Genomic DNA, 17,919 nt, shown 5'->3' with positions numbered 1-17,919 from the left:
AAAGGAAAAAGGATCATGTCCGAGCGTTGGACACCCAAGAGCTGGAGACAAAAGCCCATTCAGCAGTCGCCGTCCTTTCCGGACGCGCAGGCGCTGGCTGACGTCGAGGCCACTCTTGCGACGTTTCCACCGCTGGTTTTTGCAGGTGAGGCCCGCAAGCTGAAGCGCGAACTGGCCAAGGTCGCGGCGGGCGAAGCGTTCCTGCTTCAGGGGGGGGACTGCGCCGAGAGCTTCCTCGAACACCGCGCCGACAACATCCGCGACTTCTTCCGCGTCTTCCTGCAGATGGCGGTGGTCCTCACCTTCGCCGGCGCCTCGCCGGTGGTGAAGATCGGCCGCGTCGCCGGCCAGTTCGCCAAGCCGCGCTCCGCCCCGGTCGAGAAGGTCGGCGACGTGGAGCTGCCGGTCTATCGCGGCGACATCATCAACGGCACCGAGTTCACCGCCGAGGCGCGCATCCCCGATCCGCGCCGGCAGCTGGAGGCCTATCGCCAGTCGGCTGCGACGCTCAATCTGCTGCGCGCCTTCGCCACCGGCGGCTATGCCAACGTCGCGCACGTGCACCAGTGGATGCTCGGCTTTGTCAAGGACTCGCCGCAGAGCCACAAGTACCAGGTGCTGTCCGACCGCATCACCGAGGCGCTCGACTTCATGCGCGCCTGCGGCATCGATCCGGAGCTGCATCCGGAGATGCGAACCACGGACTTCTACACCAGCCACGAGGCCCTGCTGCTCGGCTTCGAGGAGGCGATGACGCGCGTCGATTCGACCTCGGGCGACTATTACGACACGTCCGGGCACATGATCTGGATCGGCGACCGCACCCGCCAGCTCGACCACGCGCATGTGGAGTTCTTCCGCGGCGTCAAGAACCCGATCGGCCTCAAATGCGGCCCCTCGCTCAAGCCGGACGAACTGATCAAGCTGATCGACGTGCTCAACCCGGAGAACGAGGCCGGCCGGCTGACGCTGATCACCCGCTTCGGCCAGGGCAAGGTGTTCGACCACCTGCCGGGCATGATCCAGGCGGTGAAGCGCGAGGGCCGCTCGGTCATCTGGTCCTGCGATCCGATGCACGGCAACACCATCAAGGCGGCCAACGGCTACAAGACCCGGCCCTTCGACGCGATCATGTCCGAGATCAAGGACTTCTTCGCGGTGCACGAGGGCGAGGGCACCTATGCCGGCGGCATCCATCTGGAGATGACCGGCAAGAACGTCACGGAATGCACGGGCGGCGCCCGGGCCGTCACCGAGACGGACCTTGCCGATCGCTACCACACCCATTGCGATCCGCGCCTCAATGCCGAGCAGGCGATCGAGGTGGCGTTCCTGGTGGCGGATCTCCTGAAGAAGGAGCGCTCGGGCAAGGAGCGGCGGACGATCATCGCAGCCGAGTGAGGCCGCGACGCTCCGCGCATATACGCTTCATCTGAAATTGCAGGGCGGCGGGACCGAAGGTCCCGCCGCCTCTTTTGTTGTGCGGTCGCGGGCAGTCCCGGGAGTCCGGCACGTTCGCAGCGCCTCTCCTTGACAATGTTCCATTTTAATGCGAACATTGTTCCTATGACAGCAGAAGATCTTCGTTCCTTTCTGGGTACGGTCGGCCTCTCCCAAAATGAGTTCGCCCGGCTGGTCGACGTGACCCCCCGAGCCGTCAGTCTTTGGCTGGCCGGCGATCGTGCCGTGCCCGGGCCCGTCGAGGCCTATGTTCGTTTGCTTGCAGCCGCCCCTGCCAGTGTCCGGCAGGTCGAGTTTTCCCGCCTGAGACAGGAGAGGACAGCGATGCGTGAGGGATTCTATGGCATCGAGTATGCATCGGCAGCCGGTTCAGGTTTCGGAGTCCTGATCCTCGATAGCGGCCGAGCCTATGGCGCCGACGGCTGGGGCGGGCGGTACGACGGCGACTACATCTTCGACGATGCGACGGGCCTCGCCGGGGTCAAGCTGACCTTGGCCTTCCGTCCGAACACGCCGACAGTCTTCGGCATCAGCCACCCGCATGACTGGACGATCGACGTGACCACCCGGCTGGACCCGCGCAAGGACGCCGGCTCGCTGCGTCTGCAGGCTCCGGTCGGTGCGCCGGTCGACATTGCCTACCGCTTCCTGAGGCCGCTTCCAGAAGCCTGATTGCCGCAATACGTCAGAAGGAATCCATGGCCGCTTCGGTCGGCAAGGTCATGCTCGACCGACATTTGCGGTTGTCCCGCCTCACGCGGATGCCGGGAGAATGTCGTGAAATTCGCTGATCCACAACGCATTGAATGTCCACATTGCGGAGCCTTCCAGAGGCACCCTGTCGATGAGTTGTTGTCTCTTCGGGCAATCTGCCAGAGCTGCGACCGGGATTTGAAATCAGTCGGTGCGGAAATGAATTTCTTCGCTGATACAGTCGGAAGTCAAATTACGGTAATGTATATCTGTATTGTAATGGAGGAGTGGAATCCAGATCTTAAGATCGGCGATGACGAATTGGACAGTGTCGTATGTTTGAATGATCTCGTGGACGCCGTTGCCAATGCAATTCCGAGTGTCGGTGACGATGTGCGACACGCTGTTGCCAGCAGGATGGTTTCATCGGCTGTCGAGGCCGTATTTCCGACAATGCGCCACCCGCGGCCCGACATCCTCTTGGCTGAGGCGTTCAGGGATGTTCCGCCGGTACTTCCTTGGCTCGACCGTGCGCGTGCCCCGAGCTGCGACGTTTGATGTCGGCGCTGACCCGGAGCCGTATGGCCTCATTCCAGATCGGGTGTGGCGACGAGGCCGTTGATCCGCCGGCACTTGCGCTTCGCTCGTACCGCCGCCGGCAGCCTCACCCGCCGGTCGCCGCCATCCAGGGCGGCAGGACGAAGCGCGAGGTGTTGTAGGGCTCGGGGGCGATCAGGGCCTGCTCGCGCGTCACGTCCTGGATTTGGTAGAACAAATGCGGGAGGCCGAGCGAGGGGTCGCTGGTCGCATCGGGATAGGGCACGGCGGCCTGCCAGGCCGGGTGGTAGCGGATGGTGCCCACCACCGTCCGGAAGATGGTCTCGCGCAGCCTCTGGGCGACGATGCGGTTGCGCTCGAACGCGCCGGGCGGGCCGCTGCCGCCGGCCAGCGCCGCCGCCAGGGCGAAGTGCTGCATGGCGGCGTAGGTCTGGCAGCCGATCTGCGGCGTGCTCTCCGGTCCGAAGCGTTCGCGATAGGTCTGCTGGAAGCGCTGGCCGATCTCGTCGCGCAGCAGGCCGATCACCGTGCTGACGATCACGCCTTCCGCCGCCTTGCCCAGGCTGTCGACGAAGGATTGGTGCATGGCGCCGTATTGCAGGTAGACGAGGCAGGGGATCGGGCGCGCCACGAAGCGGCGATGGAACTGTGCGAGATCGCCGGGATAGAAATGCGTGTTGACCAGCACGGCCGGGTCGACTGCGCGCGCCGTCTCGATGGCTGCGTCCCAGTTGCCGACCGGCGCCGGCAGGATGGTGGGGCCGCTCGCCACCTTCCAGCCGAAATGCGGGGCCGCGGCGGCCATGCCGTTGGCGATGACGATGCTGTAGGGCTTGGCCCCGGAGAGGATGGCGATCCGGTTGCTGTCGGGGCGCCACTGGCCGCTGTCGCGCAGCCAGGAGATGAACTTGATGAAGCCCTGGCCGTACCAGTACTCGGCCGGATCGCCCATGAAGCAGCCGAAATAGCGCTGGGGATCCCCGGCGATGGTGTCGTGGTGCTGCAGCAGCGTGTTGTGGTGGATGTAGAGGACGCCGGCGTCGGCCACGGGCTCGTACTCGGCGTTCTGGGCGCCGATGTTGTAGCCGTTGATGATGGCATGGACCCGGTGCTGGTCGACGAGATGGCCGGCGGCGCGCACCACCTCCTCCGCGGTCTGGCGGCCGGTGTCGACGAAGATCGGGCGGACCGGCCGGCCGAGGATGCCGCCGCGGCGGTTGATGTCCTCGACGGCGAGGGTCAGGCCGTTGCGGAACTCGATGCCGTCGGCCGCCGAGGGGCCCGTCAGGGGAACCATGCTTCCGATCGGAATGTCGGTCTCGGCCGCCACGGCGTCATCACCTTTCGTTGAGAGGCTCGTAGAGCAGGTTGTGCATGAGGACGCGCAGGCGCGGCGGGCTCACCGGCTTCAGCAGCACCGGATAACCCTCGGCGCGCAGCGTCGCGATCAGGGTCGGGTCGGTGTCGGCCGTGACGATGATGCTCGGGATCTCCGCCTGGAGATGGTCGCAGATGCGGCGCACCACGTCCGAGCCGTGCATGCCGCGCAGGCTGTAGTCGGAGATGATCAGGTCGGGCGGCGCGCCGAGGTCGCGGAGGAGGGCCTGCGCGTCGTCGAGGGTGGTGGCGGCGTGGACGGTGATGCCCCAGCGCTCCAGGAGCTCGGTCGTCGCCTGCCGCAGGACGTTGTCGTCCTCGACCAGCAGGACGAGGCGCCCCATGAACTCGCCGCCGATGGTCTCGCTGATCTCCGGTTCGCCCATGTCGCTCTGCCAGACGTCGCCGAGCGGCAGCTCGACGCGGAAGACGGAGCCGCGGCCCGGGCGCGAGACGACGGAGATCCGGTGCTCGAGCAGGTCGGCCAGGCGCTTGACGATGCTGAGCCCGAGGCCGAGCCCGGCTTTGCGCGTGGTCTCGACGACCTGGTAGAACTCGTCGAAGATGCGCTCGATGTGCTGGGCCTCGATGCCGCGCCCGGTGTCCCACACCTCCAGGCGCAGCCTGCCGCCGCTCTTGCGGCAGCCGACCAGGATCGAGCCGGCGGCCGTGTATTGCAGGGCGTTGGCGACGAAGTTGCTGAGGATGCGCTCCAGCAGGGCACGGTCGGTGCGCACGGTCGCGTGGGAGCGCACGATCCGCAGGTCCAGCCCCTTGTCTTGCGCCTGGTGCCGGAATTGCACGTCGAGCCGGTCGAGCAGCTGTGAGATCTGGAAGCTGGTGACCTTCGGTGCGATCCGGCCGGCGTCGAGCTGGCCGATCTGGAGGAGGGCGTTGAGCAGGTCCTCCATGATCGACACGCTGATGTCCATGGCGTGCAGCAGGTCGGCGCGGTGCTCGGCGTCCTCCTCGTTCACGCAGTTGTAGATCAGGATCTTCAGCGTCGAGAGCGGCTGCCGCAGGTCGTGGTTGGCGGCGCGCAGGAACCGCGACTTGGAATGGTCGGCCTGCTCGGCGATCTGCTTGGCCTGGCGCAGGGCCTCGGAGCCGCGCCGGGCCGAGGTGACGTCGATCGCCGTCATCAGCACGTTGCCGTCGTCGTCGCGGTCGCGCATGACCTCGAAGGTCCGGCCGTCGGCGAAGGGGTGCTCGGTCTGGCCGGGCTGAAGCAGTTCGGCACGGCCCTGTTCGACCCAGGATTCCGCGTCCAGGGAAGTCGCGACTTCGCCGGAGCGGACGATGGCACGCAGGAAGTCGGCATAGTCGAGGCCGGGCTCCAGCAGCGGCCGGGCGCTGAAATAGATCTCGCCGAAGCCGGCGTTGCGGTAGAGGAGGCGTCCGTCGGCGGACCAGAGGGCCAGCCCGTATCTCAGCGCGTCGAGCGGCAGCGCGGCGGCGATGGGAGGGGCGCTGCGGCCGTCAGGTGCCGGCATGCGCCTGGCTCACGGCGTAGTGGATCAGGGCTGCCCGGTCCTTGAGCCCCAGCTTCTTGGCCATGTTGCCGATATGCACGCGCACGGTGTGCGGCGACAGGGAGAGCTCGCCGGCGATCCTGGCCACGGACAGGCCGTTGCCGAGGAAGCCCAGCACTTCCTTCTCCCGGTGCGTCAGGGTGTCGGCCTCCGCCGACGGGGCGGCAGGCGCGGCTCGCGGGGCGGTCCTGCGATCGGCGGGGCCGGCCTTCTGCAGGATGGTGCGGGGAAAGGAAACCTCGCCGGCGAGGACGCGCTCGAGCGCCCGCTCGATGTCCTCGCCTCCGGCGGTCTTGGGGATGTAGCCGACCACGCCATAGCTGATGGAGCGGACGATGTATTCGGCATCGTCGTGCACGGACACCACCACGACGGGAATGTCGGGGAACTCCTGCCGCAGTTCCTGCAGGCCGGCGAACTGGTCGAAGCCGGGCATGATCAGGTCGACGAGCATGAGGTCAACATCGGGATGCTGGCGCAGGATGCCCTTGGCTTCCTGGAAGGTCCCTGCCTCCAGCGAGACGAAGCGCCGATGGATGCGGCCCATGACGAGCTTGAGCGATTCCCGGACCACCCAGTGATCGTCGGCTATCAAGATCTTCATGACTGTCCATGTCCGCCTGCGCCAGCCGATTAGCACCAATGGAACAGGGGCCACAAGCAGGGCATGCCGCCGCGGACAGGGCGAGATCGGGCGCTGGGCTGCTGCTACCGCCTGGAAAAACCGGCTGCATTCGTCCTGACTCTGCCTCGAAAATTTCTAGACGTTTTGACTATGACGTGAATATGCAAACGAGCGAGCGCGGAACGGCAGACGGGATTTCATTTCCGGATGCATCGCGAACGGACCATGGTCCGTCCTGGAAGGCACGCGTTCGATCCTCTGCGGTGTGTCATCGAAATCGGCGGTATCGCTCTTGACATCAGCTAATCATAGAATCTAGCTTTCCGCTATAGACATATAAAAAGATTCTAGACGCCATAGCTAATTCGCCTCCGGTCAGGAAGGCGTTGAAGGGGAGACTTTGCGATGACGGTGAGATTCTCCAGGCGGACGGTCCTGGCGGGGGCGGGCGCGGCCGTGGCCATGCCTTGGGTGGCGCGGGCGCCCGCCTTCGCCGCGGGGGAGCCGATCGTCATCGGCGTGCCGACCTCCCAGACGGCGGCGGCGGGCGTTGCCGACGACCAGGACCATCTCAACGGCACCACGCTGGCGCTGGAGGAGATCAACGCCGCCGGCGGCATCCTCGGCCGCCCGCTCAAGCTCTTCGTCACCGACGTCGACAAGCTGTCGCCCGAGAGCTGCGCCCAGGCGGTCGCGGCCTGCGTGGACGCCAAGGTCCACGCCATCTCCAACTCCTTCCTGTTCGCGCCGATCCCGGCGATGGACGAATCGGCCAAGTACAAGTGCCCCTACCTGCAGGGCAACACGCAGCGCGCCGCCACGCTGGCCTTCAAGGCCGACCCGCAGAAATACGCCCACATCTTCCAGACCGATCCCTCCGAGATCCATTACGGCTACACCTATCCGCTCTGGCTGGAGCACGAGGAGAAACGCGGCGTCTGGAAGCCGAAGAACCGCAAGGTGCACATCGTCCAGGAGCAGGTCGCCTACTGCCAGACCATCTCCAAGGCGGCCCAGGAGGCCCTGAAGAAGCGGGGCAGCTTCGAGGTGGCCGCCATCACCGACATCCAGTTCCCGGTGCAGGACTGGGCCCCGGTGATCCAGAAGCTCAAGGAGGTCGATGCCGCCGCCATCATGATCGACCATTGGGTCGCGGCCGAATATGCCGCCTTCTGCAAGCAGTTCCAGGCCGACCCGGTGAAGGATTCGCTGGTCTATCTGCAGTACGGCCCGTCCCAGCCCGAGTTCCTCGAGCTCGCCGGCGAGACCGCCAACGGCTTCTGCTGGTCGACCGTGCTGGGCATCTATGCCGACGACAAGGGCAAGGCCTATCGCAAGAAGTACCAGGAGCGTTTCCCCGGCACGATGGGCCTCGTCTACACCGGTAACGGCTACGACATCGTCCAATGGCTGAAGCTGGCCTGGGAAGCGGTCGGCAAGCCCGAGGACTTCAAGGCGGTCTGCGACTGGATCCGCGCCAATCCCTATCGCGGCGTCTGCGGCTACATGGACATGAACAACGAATACCAGGAGGCGGCGCACTTCCCGGACAACGGCTATCCCATCTCGGCGACCGAGCTGGAGAAGGGCATGGCGCAGCTCTACGTCCAGGTCCAGGACGGCGAGCATAAGATCGTCTATCCCAACGAAATCTCCGAGTCCGAGCTTCGGCCTGCGCCATGGTGGGGCTGAGAGGTGGGGCAGGGGGCGGGACCGACCGGTCCTCCCCCCTGTTCTCGGGGGAGCACATCGCGCTCGACCTCGGGGGGCGCGAGATCCTGCGCGATATCAACCTCTCGGTGCGGCCGGGAGAAGTGCTCGGCGTGATCGGTCCGAACGGCGCCGGCAAGACCAGCCTGTTCGAGGTGCTGTCGGGGCGCATGCGGCCGAAGTCCGGCGCGGTCCGCTTCCGCGGCGAGGACGTCACGGCGCTGCCGCTGCACGCCCGGGCCCGGCTCGGCATCGGCCGCACCTACCAGACGCCGGTGGTGCCGGACGAATTGACGGTCGGCCAGACCTTCAAGGCCGCCCGCCAGGCCTATCGTCCCTATCTCACCCGCTTCGATGCCGAATACGGCGCCGAGCTGGTCGGCCTGCATGTCGCTCCCGACGAGCCGACCAGCGGCCTGGAGACGCTGAACCGGCGCAAGCTGCTGCTCGCCTGCCTGCTGATGCGCCGGCCGGCGCTGCTGCTGATGGACGAGCCGGCGGCCGGGCTGATCAACTCGGAGGTCGACGAGATCGATCATCTCATCCGCCTCCTCTCCAAGGAGATGAACGTTGCCATCATCATCGTCGAGCACCGCATCGAGCTGCTCGAGACCATCGCCGACCGCGTGATGGTCATGGATGCCGGCGAGGTCATCGCCGAGGGCTCGCTGGCCGCGATCCTGGAGGATCCGAAGGTGCACGCCGCCTATTTCGAGACGGTGGAGGAGGGCGGCGTCGAATGACCCAGGGACGCGAAATCCTCAACGTGAAGGGCCTGTCCGCCGGCTGGGGGCCCTTGCGCGTCATCCATGATCTCGACCTGATCGTCCGGGCGGGCGAGCGTATCGGCCTCGTCGGCCTCAACGGCCACGGCAAGACCACGCTCTTCTACGGCATCGCCGGGCTCACCGGCTGGCAGCGTGGCTCCATCCTGCTCAACGGCCGGCAGATCGGCCGCACCCGCAGCCAGGGACCGGGGCGCTACACCCATCTGGTGGTGCGCCAGGGCCTGGCGCTGATCCCGCAGGGCGACGAGATCTTCCATGGCCTGACGGTGGAGGAACACCTCGATTCCGGCGCCTTCACGCCGCGCGCCTGGCGCGAGCGGGCGCAGCGCAAGGAACGGATCTACGCGATCTTCCCGCCGCTGGTGAAGCTGCGGCACACCCCGGTCGGCCGCCTGTCCGGCGGCGAGCGGCGCATGGTCTCGATCGGGCGCGGCCTGATGGCCGAAGCCTCGCTGTTCCTGGTCGACGAGCCCTCGCTCGGCCTCGCCCCCAAGATCGGCAAGGGCGTGCTCGACGCCCTGATGAGCATCGAGCTGGGGGAGTCGGCCATGGTCATCGCCGAGCAGAACGTCGCCCTGCTGGAAGGGCGGGTCGACCGGATCATCGGCATGCATGTGGGCAAGCTCAAGGGCGAGGCGTCCGCCGCCCTGATGCTCAGCGCCAAGAGGGAAATCTAGGGATGGATTGGCCGTTTATCCTGTCGAACGCGATCGTCCTCGCCTGCATCTACGGCACGCTGGCCATCGGCATCTCGATCACCTGGTCGAGCCTGGGCCTGCTGAACCTGGGATACGGCTTCATCTTCGCGCTGTCGGGCTACGGCGCCTGGCTGTTCTACCAGTATGCGGGCGGACTCGTGCCGCGCGCCGCCATCGGCCCGCTGGTGCTGCTGGCCGGCCTCGTCACCGGCGCGCTGGGCGGCGTGATCGTCTGCGCGCTCGCCTTCATCCCCATCCACGACAAGCCCAATTTCACCGTGCGCGGCATGATCGCCACCCTGGCGATCAGCTTGGTCGGCACCCAGGCGCTGATGTGGTGGTTCGGCCCCCGGTCGAAGACGCTGCCGGACATCTTCGGCACGGGCAAGGTCTCGGCCTTCGGCTTGGTCTTCACCGCGGACAAGATCGGCAACGTCCTCGCCTCGATCGTGCTCCTCGTCGTGGTGCTGAAGTGGATGCGCTCCAGCCGGCGCGGCCTGGAGATCCGGGCCATGATGATGAACCCGCACGCCGCCTCCATCGTCGGCATCGGCGTCCGGCGCACCGGCTTCTACGTCATGGCCATCACCGGCGGGCTTGCCGGCCTGGCGGCGGTGCTCCTGTCCCAGACCTACTACATCCAGCCCTTCAACGGCCTGACGCCGATGATCAAGGGCGTGAGCATCGCCCTGTGCGGCGGGCTGGGCAGCGTGCGCGGAGCAGTGATCGCCGCCCTGCTCCTCGGCCTCAACGAGGCGCTGACCAGCGTGATGCTGGGCGGGCAATACGTCCTGATGACCCAGTTCCTCCTCATCATCCTGATCCTGCTGGTGCGCCCGCGCGGCATTGCCGGCATCCTCGACAAGGCGCGGGAAGCCTGATCATGAGCGACACCTGGCGCAACCCCCTCTTCGGCTGGGGGGTGAAGAACGCGGTCGAGGACCTGCCGACCAATCCCCACCGCGACCACGCCGAACCCTGGAACGAAACCCGCCGGTCGCGGGTGCCGCTGCTGCCGGTCGGGCGCCTGCGCTACTACTACAAATGGCCGGGACACGGCGACAGGCTCTGGTCCAAGCTGCGCTATTGGCCGACCCGCCGCCGGCTGCTCAGCATCCGCGGCGAATACAATCCCAAGACGCTGCGGCGCGAGAAGACGATCGTCGACAAGCGCCCGATCTGGTGGGTGCTCGGCCTGTTCTTCTTGATGCTGGCGCCAATGCTGTTCCCCGACAGCCTGCAGAACACCCTGCTGACCGCCGGCGCCTTCTTCGGCATCTATGCGGCGATCAACCTGTGCTGGATGCTGATCATCGGCACGGCCAGCGTGTTCTCGCTGGCGACCTATGCCGTGGTGGGGGCGGCGGCCTTCATCACCACCTGGCTGTCGGTGGCCTATGGCATTCCCTGGTGGATCCTGCCCATCCTGGGAGCCGCCGTCGGCCTTGTCTTCGGCGTGGTCATCGCCATCCCGGCCACGCGGCTCGACGGCTTCTACTACGCCCTGCTGACGCTCGGGCTGAACGAGCTCTGCCGCGTCTATTTCCTGCAGTCGAAGATCTTCGGCGCCGCCACCGGCGGCCTCTACGGAGCCGACACCTATATCCCGGCCGGTTGGTCGCCCCTGCACCAGTCGCTGCTCGGCTATTACGCCGCGCTGGCGCTGATGATGGCGGCCCTGCTGTTCTACCGCATGCTGGACGGCCGCCGGCTCGGGCGCATCCTGCGCATGGCGCCGGAGAAGCGCGAGGCCTTCGCCGAGGCGACCGGCGTCGACTATCGCCGGGCCCGCATCCAGGTCTTCGTGTTCTCCTCGATCGCGCTGGGCTTCATCGGCGGCTTCTACGCGGCCCATTACCGCGGCGTCGGCTTCTCCATCTTCAGCTTCGACACCGTGCTGCTCGGCCTCGCCATGCTGGTGATCGGCGGGATCGGCCGGGCCGAGGGCGCCGTCGTCGGCACGGCGATCGTCGTGTTCCTCGACAAGGTCCTGATCAGCTGGGGGCCGCTGCGGCTGATCGCCATCGGCCTGATCATGCTGCTCGTCGTGCTGTTCCTGCGCGGCGGCCTGTTCGGGATCAAGCAGCAGTTCCGCGCCTGGCGGGACAAGAAGAAAAGCGAGCGTCGCTCGTCGAGAGCCGAGAAAGGAGGCGAGATGTTGCCGGAGGAAGCCACCGAAACCGCGAACAAGGACTTGGTCTTCTGGCGGCGCTACGACAAGATGCAGCGCGACTTCCTGAAGACGCTGATCTCGCCGGCCCTGATCGAGGAGCATCGGCGCAGCCCGCTCGGCCAGCACAGCGAGGCGCTGGAGCGCGTGCTGCTGTATTTCCGGCGCCAGCCCCAGCCCGACAAATACGCCATCCAGGTGATCGAGCCCTTCAAGGCCTATCGTATCGTCGCGCTGTCGGGCCACAGGGGCGTCGCGCCCCGCGTCGTCGAGGACAAGGTCTATCCCACCCAGGACGACGCCTATCACGGCGTGTTCATGCGGCGCGTGCAGGACCTGATGGAGTCCTGACGGACCCGGTCGACCGCGAACCGCACCCCGGCAGACGGAGCCTCGGCGATCCGCCTGCCGGGATCCCCCACTTGGACGCAGATGTCCGGCGGAAGGCCGCGAGGCGGTCTCCCGGACTCTGCCTGGCATGACAGTTGGACGACATGGCCCAGATCAAGCTCTTTGGTTACACCGACCGCATCTCGGTCAAGCCGGGCGAGACCATCGACTTTCACGTCAATGCCGACGGCACGAGCACGGCCGAGGCCCAGCTCGTCCGCCTGATCCACGGCGACGAGAACCCGATCGGCCCGGGCTATATCGACGAGGCGGTCGACTGCGCCGCCAACGGCACCTGGGCGGTCGAGAAGCAATACACCCAGATCGGCTCGTTCCTGACGGTCGAGGATCCCGGGCGCAAGCTGTCGCTCGAGGGAAGCATGACGCTGTTCGCCTTCGTCAACCCCGGCCTGCCGGGCGACGGCCGGCGCCAATGCCTGGTGGGGCGCTGGGACAATGACCGCAACCACGGCTACTGCCTGGGCATCAACCAGGAGGGCTATCTGGAGTTCTGGGTCGGGCGCGGCGACGAGGTCGACTATCTCAAGACCGAGGTGAAGCTCTTTCGGTCCATGTGGTACTTCGTCGCCGCGACGTTCGACGCCGCGAGCGGCCGCGCCACCGTCCACCAGCAATCGGTGACGACGCGCTACAACGGCCTGCTCGGCCGGGTCGCCCCGATCGACTATCGCTCGCATGTCTCGGAAGTGTTTCGCTTCCGCCAGGAGAACCTGCCGGACACGCCCTTCCTGATCGCCGGCTCACGCGATTTTCACGAGACGCGCGGCCATTTCGTCTCGCAGACCTATTCCGGCAAGATCGACCGGCCGGGCCTCTATGACCGGGCGCTGAGCCGGCAGGAGATCGATGCGCTGGCGCGCGGCGAGGCGCCGGGCCGGGACGGGCTGGTGGCCTATTGGGACACGACCGAGGGCTACACCGATACCGGCATCGGCGACACCGTCGTCGACGTCGGGCCGAACGGCCTGCATGCCAGGGGCTACAATCGTCCCGTCCGCGGCCAGACCGGCTGGAACTGGAACGGGCGCAACGACAGCTTCCGCCTCGAGCCGCGCGAATATGGCGGCGTCGAGTTCCACCATGATGCGGTGATCGACTGCAACTGGAAGGTGACGAAGAGCTTGGTCCTGCCGGAGACGCTGAGGTCGGGGGCCTATGCCATGCGCCTGAGGGCGGGCCCGGGCAGCGGCCTCGCCGAGGAATACATCGTGTTCTTCGTCCGGGCGAAGCAGCCGCGCGCGCCGCTCGTGTTCGTCGTGCCGACCGCGAGCTATCTCGCCTACGCCAACGAGCATCTCAGCTTCGACGCGCAGATCATCCAGCCGATGACCGGCCAGCCGCCGATCATCGCCGACATCGACGTGGAGATGTACAAGAACCTCGATTTCGGCCTGTCCACCTACGACTGCTGGGAGGACGGCGCCGGGGTCTGCTACAGCTCCTATCGCCGGCCGGTGATCAACATGCGCCCGAAGCACCGGATGTCGAGCATGGGCGTGCCCTGGCAGTTCCCGGCGGACCTGTCGATCATCGCCTGGCTGGAGCACAGGAAATACGACTACGAGGTGATCACGGACGAGGATCTCCACCGTGACGGCGCCGAGGCGCTGCGGCCGTACAAATGCGCGATCTCCGGCACGCATGGCGAGTACTATTCGGAGAGGATGCTCGACGCCACCGAGGACTATATCGCCGGCGGCGGCCGCTACATCTACATGGGCGGCAACGGCTACTACTGGAACGTCGCCTTCCGCGACGACGAACCCTGGATCATGGAGGTCCGCAAGCTCGATTCCGGCATGCGGGCCTGGAATGCCCGTCCCGGCGAGCATTATCTCGCCACCACCGGCCAGAAGAGCGGCCTTTGGAAGAATCTCGGGCGCCCGCCGCAAAAGCTCGTCGGGGTCGGCTTCATCGCCGAGGGCTTCGAGACCAGCCGTCCCTACCGGCGCATGCCCGACAGTTATCACCGCCAGGTGGCCTGGATCATGAAGGGCGTCGAGGGCGAGATGATCGGCGAGGAGGGGTTGTGCTACGGCGGCGCGGCGGGCCTGGAGCTCGATCGCTACGACCTCAGCCTGGGAACGCCGCCCCACACCAAGATCCTCGCCTCCTCGGGCGGGCACAGCGACAACTACCTCCTGTCGATCGAGGAGATCCTCTACCCCTATCCCGGCCTCGCCGGCAGCCAGGACTATCGCATCCGCGGCGACATCACCTTCTTCCCCACCTGGAACGACGGCGCGGTGTTCTGCGGCGGCTCGATCGGCTTCGGCCAGGCCCTGCCGGCCAGGAATTTCGACAACAACGTCTCGCGCATGCTCTCCAACGTGGTCGACGCCTTCATCAAGCCCGGGGCGTTGCCCGGATCGGCCTGGATCAACGACGAGAAGCAGTGGAAGTGACCCGTCGCGTCTGAGGGGGCACGTCCGTCGCTGCGGCGCCGGGCGGCCGGCATGATCGCATTCCAAATTGGCATGGCGGCGGGGTTTGTGATCCCGCCGCTTTTCTTCTACCTCTTGGCGGACAGAGCCTCTGATGCCTCGGAGTCGCGCCCATGTCCCTCCTCGACCATGTCCGCCAGACGCTCGCCGAGATCGAGGCCGAGGGCCTCACCAAGCGTGAGCGCCTCCTCGCCACGCCCCAGCGCGCCCGCATCGAGGTCGAGGCGGACGGGCGCCGCCGGCCGATGCTGAACCTGTGCGCCAACAACTATCTCGGCCTGGCCGACAATCCCGAAATCATCGCCGCCGCCAAGGCGGCCATGGACGAATTCGGCTTCGGCATGGCCTCGGTGCGTTTCATCTGCGGGGCGCAGACCCTGCACCGGGCCCTGGAGCAGGCGATCGCCCGCTATCTCCGCAAGGATGACGCCATCCTGTTCGCAGCCTGCTTCGACGCCAATGGCGGCGTGTTCGAGCCGCTGCTCGGCGCCGAGGACGCCATCATCTCCGACAGCCTCAACCATGCCTCGATCATCGACGGCGTCCGGCTGTGCAAGGCGCGCCGCTACCGCTTCGCCAACGGCGACATGGACGAGCTGGAGAGTCAGCTCAAGGCCGCGAAGGCCGACAAGGCCCGCCACATCCTCATCGCCACCGACGGCGTGTTCTCGATGGACGGCTACCTCGCCGACCTCGCCGGCATCACGGACCTCGCCGGCCGCTACGGCGCGGCCGTGCTGGTCGACGACTGCCACGCCACCGGCTTCATCGGCGAGCAGGGACGGGGCACGCCGTTCCGGGCCGGCGTCGCCGACAAGGTCGACATCCTCACCGGCACGCTCGGCAAGGCGCTGGGCGGGGCGATGGGCGGCTATGTCGCCGCCAGCCAGCCGATCGTCGACCTGCTGCGCCAGCGGGCGCGGCCCTATCTCTTCTCCAACTCGCTGGCCCCGCCGGTGGCGGCCGGCTCGATCAAGGCGATCGAGCTGGCCGAGACGGGGGACGACCTGCGCGCCCGCCTGTTCGCCAATGCCCGCCGCTTCCGCGCCGGCCTCGCCAGGGCGGGCTTCGAGCTGCTCGAGGGCGAGACGCCGATCATCCCGGTGATGCTGCACGACGCCCGCCGCGCCCAGGAGATGGCGCGCGCCCTCGACGAGCGCGGTGTCTATGTCGCCGGCTTCTTCTTCCCGGTCGTGCCCAAGGGGCGGGCCCGCATCCGCACCCAGATGTCGGCCGGGCTGACCGAGGCCGATATCGACTTCGCCGTCGAGGCCTTCACCGATGCCGGGCGGGCGATGGGGCTGGTGTAGCCCGGGACGGAGGGCCACATCTCACTCTGCCTGCCCGCATCGAACCGCAGAGGCATCGCCCCATGAAAGCCCTCGTCAAGTCCCGCCCCGAGCCCGGGCTCTGGCTCTCCGAGACCGAGCCGGTGCCGGTCATCGGCCAGGACGACGTCCTGGTGAAGGTGCGCAAGACCGGCATCTGCGGCACCGACGTCCACATCTACAAATGGGACCCCTGGGCCCAGAAGACCATTCCCGTGCCCATGGTGGTGGGGCACGAATATTCCGGCGAGATCGTCGAGGTCGGCTCGCATGTGCGCAACCTGAGGCTCGGCCAGCGCGTCTCCGGCGAGGGCCACGTCATCGGCATGCGCAGCCGGGCGACGCGGGCCGGCAAGTTCCACCTCGACCCGGAGACCCGCGGCATCGGCGTCAACATGCCCGGCGCCTTCGCCGAATATGTCAAGGTGCCGGCCTTCAACATCGTGCCGCTGCCCGACGAGATCGACGACGAACTCGGCGCCATCCTCGATCCGCTCGGCAATGCCGTGCACACCGCCCTGTCCTTCGACCTCGTCGGCGAGGACGTGCTGATCACCGGCGCCGGGCCGATCGGCATCATGGCCGGCGCCGTGGCCCGCCATGCCGGCGCCCGCCATGTCGTCATCACTGACATCAATCCGGTGCGGCTCGCCCTGGCGACGAAGGTCGCCGACGTCACGCCGGTCAACACCGCGCGGGAGGAGCTGCGCGACGTCATGGCCCGCCTGAAGATGAAGGAGGGCTTCGACGTCGGCCTGGAGATGAGCGGCGCGCCGCCGGCCTTCCAGCAGATGCTCGACGTCATGCTGATGGGCGGCAGGATCGCCATGCTCGGCATTCCGTCCGCGCCCTTCGCCGTGGACTGGAACAAGATCGTCTTCAAGATGCTGACCCTCAAGGGCATCTACGGCCGCGAGATGTTCGAGACCTGGCACAAGATGCTGGCCATGCTGCAGAGCGGCCTCGACATCCGTCCGGTGATCACCCACCGCCTGGCCGCGGCCGACTACCTCGAAGGCTTCGAGATCATGGCGCGCGGGGAGAGCGGCAAGATCGTGCTGGACTGGACGTAGCGGGCGGTCGATTGTCAGTCCCGATCCACGGGATATCCGGGTCGGGAAAGGGGACGGCATGGAGTTCATACCGCAATTGCTCGCCCTGGCCGGGGTGGTCGCGCTGGCCTGCATGAGCCCGGGCCCGGATTTCGTTGCCGTGACGTCCCGCGCGCTCGCCAGCCGGAAGGCGGGCTTCGCCGTCGCGCTCGGCATCACCTGCGCCGTGGCCGTCTGGGCGATATTGGCCATCACCGGCCTCGGCCTGCTGCTGACCAGGCTCTCATGGCTCTATGAGGCGATCCGGGTCGTCGGCGCCGTGTTCCTCGTCTATCTCGGTGGCCGGATGCTGGTCTCGGCCTGGCGGCAGGAGGCCGGCGAACCGCAGATCGAGCCGGCGCAGACCGGACGGTCGCCTTTCCTGACCGGATTCCTGGTCGGCATGACCAATCCCAAAACCGCCCTGTTCTTCGGCAGCCTGTTCGTCATGCTCCTGCCGGCCCATGCGCCGATCTGGCTTTATGGCGTGACCGTCGCCATCGTCGCGACGATCACGATCACCTGGCTCAGCCTTCTCGCCTTCACCTTCTCCCTGCCGGCGGTGCGATCGGCCTATGCCCGCATCCGCCGTCCCATCGACGCGGTCATGGGCGCTGCGCTGATGGGGCTGGGCGCGAAGCTCGCAACGGCGCGGTAGGCGCCGTCCGGGAATGAACGCCATACCGGCGGCTCCTCGACCTCTGCCGACCCGGGCCGACCGCGCCGGGGAGGACGTGGATCGGTGTCGTTGCCGTGGTGCCCCCGTTACCCCACAGGCAGCACCTGTCCAGGGGTTGGTTTGCCCGCATGCTGCGGTTGGGTGCTTGGTGCGGCCGATCACCCTGCGCGGGGAGGGGAGTCAAGTTGACGACGTCGCAGCCGGCGGCAGAAGAGTCAGTTCGTGGACCTCGACATTCCGCATCGTGCAAGCGGGGCCCGCGATGAGCAGAACCCGTTCGATGCGAAAGGTCGCTTCGATTGCCCGATCCGTCTCGCCTGTCGTCATGCCGCCCTTTCGGCCAAGACCGCAGGA

The 17,919-nt window shown here is 66.9% G+C and carries 15 protein-coding genes; 12 read left to right on the top strand and 3 right to left on the bottom strand.

The annotated features are described in order from the left end of the window. Positions 1-15: 15 nt before the first annotated feature. The 3 genes from AC27L4_RS27365 to AC27L4_RS27355 all read left to right on the top strand — a co-directional run bounded on the left by AC27L4_RS27365 (position 16) and on the right by AC27L4_RS27355 (position 2,712). The gene (locus AC27L4_RS27365; protein WP_487145775.1) at positions 16-1,401 is read left to right on the top strand and encodes a class II 3-deoxy-7-phosphoheptulonate synthase; all 1,386 of its coding nucleotides are present in this window, start codon (positions 16-18) and stop codon (positions 1,399-1,401) included. Positions 1,402-1,566: 165 nt separating this feature from the next. Further along, positions 1,567-2,133: a helix-turn-helix domain-containing protein gene (locus tag AC27L4_RS27360; RefSeq protein WP_487145774.1), complete on the top strand. Its 567-nt coding sequence runs from the start codon at positions 1,567-1,569 to the stop codon at positions 2,131-2,133. Positions 2,134-2,238: 105 nt separating this feature from the next. Continuing rightward, complete coding sequence (locus AC27L4_RS27355; RefSeq protein WP_487145773.1) at positions 2,239-2,712, top strand: hypothetical protein; 474 nt, start codon at positions 2,239-2,241, stop codon at positions 2,710-2,712. A gap of 106 nt (positions 2,713-2,818) precedes the next feature. Here AC27L4_RS27355 and AC27L4_RS27350 read toward each other — a convergent pair whose 3' ends face one another. From AC27L4_RS27350 to AC27L4_RS27340, 3 genes are read right to left on the bottom strand one after another with little or no spacing between them, the layout of a single operon-like run. Continuing rightward, the gene (locus AC27L4_RS27350) at positions 2,819-4,042 is read right to left on the bottom strand and encodes an ABC transporter substrate-binding protein (RefSeq protein WP_487145772.1); all 1,224 of its coding nucleotides are present in this window, start codon (positions 4,040-4,042) and stop codon (positions 2,819-2,821) included. 7 nt (positions 4,043-4,049) lie between these two features. Then, positions 4,050-5,582, bottom strand: coding sequence for a sensor histidine kinase (locus tag AC27L4_RS27345; protein ID WP_487145771.1), 1,533 nt, complete (start codon positions 5,580-5,582; stop codon positions 4,050-4,052). Continuing rightward, positions 5,569-6,225 (bottom strand): response regulator transcription factor, encoded by a 657-nt coding sequence (locus tag AC27L4_RS27340; protein WP_487145769.1) that lies wholly within the window; start codon positions 6,223-6,225, stop codon positions 5,569-5,571. The genes AC27L4_RS27345 and AC27L4_RS27340 overlap by 14 nt, the downstream gene beginning before the upstream one ends. Before the next feature lie 426 nt (positions 6,226-6,651). Between AC27L4_RS27340 and AC27L4_RS27335 the strand changes: the two genes are divergently transcribed. From AC27L4_RS27335 to AC27L4_RS27295, 9 genes are all read left to right on the top strand, one after another. Next, positions 6,652-7,938, top strand: a complete 1,287-nt coding sequence (locus tag AC27L4_RS27335) for an ABC transporter substrate-binding protein (protein ID WP_487145768.1) — start codon at positions 6,652-6,654, stop codon at positions 7,936-7,938. Then, positions 7,926-8,699 (top strand): ABC transporter ATP-binding protein, encoded by a 774-nt coding sequence (locus tag AC27L4_RS27330; protein WP_487145766.1) that lies wholly within the window; start codon positions 7,926-7,928, stop codon positions 8,697-8,699. Before AC27L4_RS27335 ends, AC27L4_RS27330 begins: the two co-directional genes overlap by 13 nt. After that, on the top strand, positions 8,696-9,421 hold the full coding sequence (locus AC27L4_RS27325) for an ABC transporter ATP-binding protein (protein WP_487145764.1): 726 nt from the start codon (positions 8,696-8,698) through the stop codon (positions 9,419-9,421). Before AC27L4_RS27330 ends, AC27L4_RS27325 begins: the two co-directional genes overlap by 4 nt. A gap of 2 nt (positions 9,422-9,423) precedes the next feature. After that, positions 9,424-10,323, top strand: a complete 900-nt coding sequence (locus AC27L4_RS27320) for a branched-chain amino acid ABC transporter permease (protein ID WP_487145762.1) — start codon at positions 9,424-9,426, stop codon at positions 10,321-10,323. Positions 10,324-10,325: 2 nt separating this feature from the next. Continuing rightward, a complete protein-coding gene (locus AC27L4_RS27315) occupies positions 10,326-11,963 on the top strand; it encodes a branched-chain amino acid ABC transporter permease (RefSeq protein WP_487145761.1) in 1,638 nt (545 codons plus the stop codon). 143 nt (positions 11,964-12,106) lie between these two features. Then, complete coding sequence (locus AC27L4_RS27310) at positions 12,107-14,428, top strand: N,N-dimethylformamidase beta subunit family domain-containing protein (protein WP_487145760.1); 2,322 nt, start codon at positions 12,107-12,109, stop codon at positions 14,426-14,428. Positions 14,429-14,580: 152 nt separating this feature from the next. Beyond that, complete coding sequence (locus tag AC27L4_RS27305) at positions 14,581-15,777, top strand: glycine C-acetyltransferase (RefSeq protein WP_487145759.1); 1,197 nt, start codon at positions 14,581-14,583, stop codon at positions 15,775-15,777. Positions 15,778-15,839: 62 nt separating this feature from the next. Next, entirely contained in the window at positions 15,840-16,868 is a 1,029-nt protein-coding gene (tdh, locus tag AC27L4_RS27300; RefSeq protein WP_487145757.1) for an L-threonine 3-dehydrogenase, read from the top strand. 58 nt (positions 16,869-16,926) lie between these two features. After that, on the top strand, positions 16,927-17,544 hold the full coding sequence (locus tag AC27L4_RS27295; protein WP_487145755.1) for a LysE family transporter: 618 nt from the start codon (positions 16,927-16,929) through the stop codon (positions 17,542-17,544). Positions 17,545-17,919 lie beyond the last annotated feature (375 nt).

It is taken from the genome of Labrys sp. Lb11 (assembly GCF_057554225.1).
This window is presented reverse-complemented; position numbering and strand designations above follow the sequence as displayed.